Origin of the sequence: Corynebacterium sp. HMSC070H05 (assembly GCF_001837615.1) — a bacterium.
Classification (GTDB): Bacteria; Actinomycetota; Actinomycetes; order Mycobacteriales; family Mycobacteriaceae; genus Corynebacterium; species Corynebacterium coyleae.
The window spans coordinates 1-1,323 of record NZ_KV833271.1 but is presented as its reverse complement, the minus strand read 5'-3'; the positions used below and the strand labels follow the sequence as shown (position 1 = coordinate 1,323).

Below are 1,323 nucleotides of genomic sequence, written 5' to 3'. Positions count from 1 at the left end.
TCACGTTGCAAGAGCAGGGGCTAGACTACGGCCCGTTGTCGATCTTCTACCACCTGTTCGACACAATCGGCCCGGAGCGCACTCCATCTCGATCGACCATCGCGAATTGGCTGCACGACGCTGGAGTAGTTGACGCGAATGCCCGCAAGCGCCCACGCAGTTCGTATAAGCGGTTTGCCCGCGACTTTGTGTGTGAACTGTGGCAGATCGATGCTGTGGTCTACCGGCTATTCGACGTCGAACATACCCAGGTCACGATCTATCAAGTTATTGATGACGCCAGCAGATTCGATGTTGGCACAAAAGCGTTTCCCCGGCCTGAAAACGGCGAGGATGCTCGCATCACCTTGAAAGAAGCATTCGACCGATACCGCAAACCGCAGGAAATCTTGTCGGACAACAGTGAAGCGTTTGCCACCTACCACCGCGGTCGTCTATCAGCCACAGAAGTTTGGTTGGCGAAGCAAGGTGTGCTGGCAATTGCTGGCTTCGCCCCAACTACGCAAGGCAAAGACGAACGCTCCCACCGCACGTTGGTGCAGTTTCTCGACGCACGCACACCGGAAACATTCGACGAACTGCAAAAAGCGCTTGCGGCCTACCGCGAGGTCTACAACAAACATCGGCGACATCAAAGCCTGCTCGTCGGCAAGATGCACATCACGCCCGAACAAGCCTGGGAAACGTTCCCGCAGGCTGAATCACCTACAACTCCGCTTGATCCTGAAGCGGTCTGGCAGCGCGTTGTCGACTACAACCTCGCCAACAACCCCCATGCAAAGCCGAAGCCTGCATACACAAACGACCCCGGGGAAGCTGCCACTTCACCCAGGGTCAACACCGATCGTGCAATCACCACGCCAGGTGCATCGCATACGGATACGACCAGCATAGACCCGTATGAAGCAGTCAAAAAGCAGCGCTTTGATATCCCCTTGGAACTGACCATCAGCCGCCACGGGGCAGTTCACATCCTCGGATACCCGCTGTATGTCGGATTGAGATTCAAAAGCCGCAAACTGCTCAGCCACGTTACTGCCGATAACGTCGCTGAATTCTTCACCGCACACGACGGAGAATTCCTCTTCAGTGTGCCGCTACCGATCAAGCTCAAACACCGCCCAGCCGGCGGAGTAATCAACATCAACCACGTCGAAGGCATGAAACACCGCCAACCACCCCAGCTGCGCCCCAACCTATCCAAACCCCGGCCAAAAAGACGCAAACCGAAACACTAGCCAAAGTCCAAAAAGCTCCTGGACTCCGTGTCCAATAAGTGGCTGGACTCCATGTCCAAAATGTTCATGGACATAACACGTCTAG

The 1,323-nt window shown here is 55.4% G+C and carries 1 protein-coding gene; it reads left to right on the top strand.

Annotated features, from left to right (window positions below; translation table 11 throughout):
* Nucleotides 1-1,238: integrase core domain-containing protein (locus tag HMPREF2617_RS00025; RefSeq protein ID WP_141762966.1), on the top strand; the 1,238-nt coding region annotated here is incomplete at its 5' end.
* Nucleotides 1,239-1,323 lie beyond the last annotated feature (85 nt).